At 62.1% G+C, this 1,601-nt stretch carries 1 protein-coding gene and 1 pseudogene; both read left to right on the top strand.

What is annotated here, in order from left to right; translation table 11 throughout:
• Positions 1-743, top strand: a pseudogene (locus tag A1351_RS23340) (DUF932 domain-containing protein); the annotation flags it as partial.
• 172 nt (positions 744-915) lie between these two features.
• A partial coding sequence (locus tag A1351_RS23335) for a ParB/RepB/Spo0J family partition protein (RefSeq protein ID WP_198162471.1) occupies positions 916-1,601 on the top strand: 686 nt, incomplete at its 3' end.

Here is a 1,601-nt window from a genome sequence, read left to right as displayed (position 1 = left end):
GTACGCAGTGTCTGGATAACGGCCGCATCTACGACTATGAACTCGTCGAGGCCGTGCGGCGCATCGCGGGAAACGGCACAGGCGATACGCGCTGGAAGGTGCCGGGCGTGCTCGACTGGTCGACAGGCGTCTACCAACCGCGCGTCGATATCACCCAAGACACCACGACCCTCTACGCCTCGGACCGCGACGTTTTTCTCTTCCTTGTCGATGATCTCAATCCGATCGAGGCCGGTCGGCTGCCGGATGGATCGCCCGATCTTTACTTCCGAGGCTTTTACTGCTGGAATTCCGAGGTCGGCGCCAAGACGCTGGGCATGGCGAGCTTCTATCTCCGCGCGGTATGTCAAAATAGGAATCTATGGGGCGTCGAAGATTTCGAGGAAATCACTATCCGACACTCGAAATACGCCGCTTCGCGCTTTGCGCATGAAGCCGCCCCGGCGCTGACCCGATTCGCCGATTCCTCGCCCATGCCATTCGTGAACGGCATCAAGGCGGCGCGGGAAAAGATCGTCGCCCGCACCGACGACGACCGTGACGAGTTCCTGCGACGGCGCGGCTTTTCCAAGAAGGAGACGGCGAAGATCATCGAGACCGTGTTGGCCGAAGAAGGCCGGAGACCCGAAAGCATCTTCGATTTCGTGCAGGGTATCACCGCCGTCGCACGGAACAAGACACATCAGGACGCGCGTCTCGATCTGGAGGCGCGCGCCAAGAAGCTCCTGGATCGCGCAGCCTGAATGCCGGAAAGCCGGAGACGCGGAAATCCGTATCTCCGGCTTCGTGCATTCCGCATCTGCTGATCCTCGTTCCCGCGGCGTCGTCCTCAGAGTCAGAGGGCGGCGCCGCGCTTCGTGACGGGTTGCGAGCCGAGAGAGAGGCTTTCGGCCGCCCGTCACGGAGTTTATCCCAATGGCCACTGCTGCTCAGAAGATCACACTGTCGTCCTCGCGCGACATTCCTTTCAACAAGCTCGTCCTCTCCCAGGCGAATGTCCGGCGCGTGAAGGCCGGCGTCTCGATCGAGGAACTCGCCGAGGACATCGCGCGGCGCACCCTGCTTCAGAGTCTGAACGTGCGTCCCGTGCTCGACGCCGACGGCGCCGAGACCGGCATGTTCGAGATTCCTGCTGGTGGTCGCCGCTATCGGGCGCTCGAGCTTCTGGTCAAACAGAAGCGGCTCGCCAAGACGGCGCCCGTCCCCTGCGTCGTCCGGGATCCCGCGTGCGACATCCTCGCGGAAGACGACTCGCTCGCCGAGAACATCCAGCGTGCGCCGCTGCATCCGCTCGATCAGTTCCGCGCCTTTCAGGCGATGCGATCCAAGGGCAAATCCGAGGAGGACATCGCGGCCGCCTTTTTCATCGGCGTCAATGTCGTGAAGCAGCGCCTGCGGCTGACCACCGTGTCGGAGAAGCTCCTCGACATCTATGCAGAAGACGGAATGTCTCTGGAACAGTTGATGGCCTTCACCGTCTCGTCAGACCATGCTCGCCAGGAGCAGATCTGGGCGGCGCTGGAAAAGTCGTGGTCGAAGGAACCTTACCAGATCCGGCGCATGCTGACGGAAAAAGCCGTGCGCGCCGCCCAGATCTGCTC

Origin of the sequence: Methylosinus sp. R-45379 (assembly GCF_001644125.1) — a bacterium.
Classification (GTDB): Bacteria; Pseudomonadota; Alphaproteobacteria; order Rhizobiales; family Beijerinckiaceae; genus Methylosinus.
This window is presented reverse-complemented; position numbering and strand designations above follow the sequence as displayed.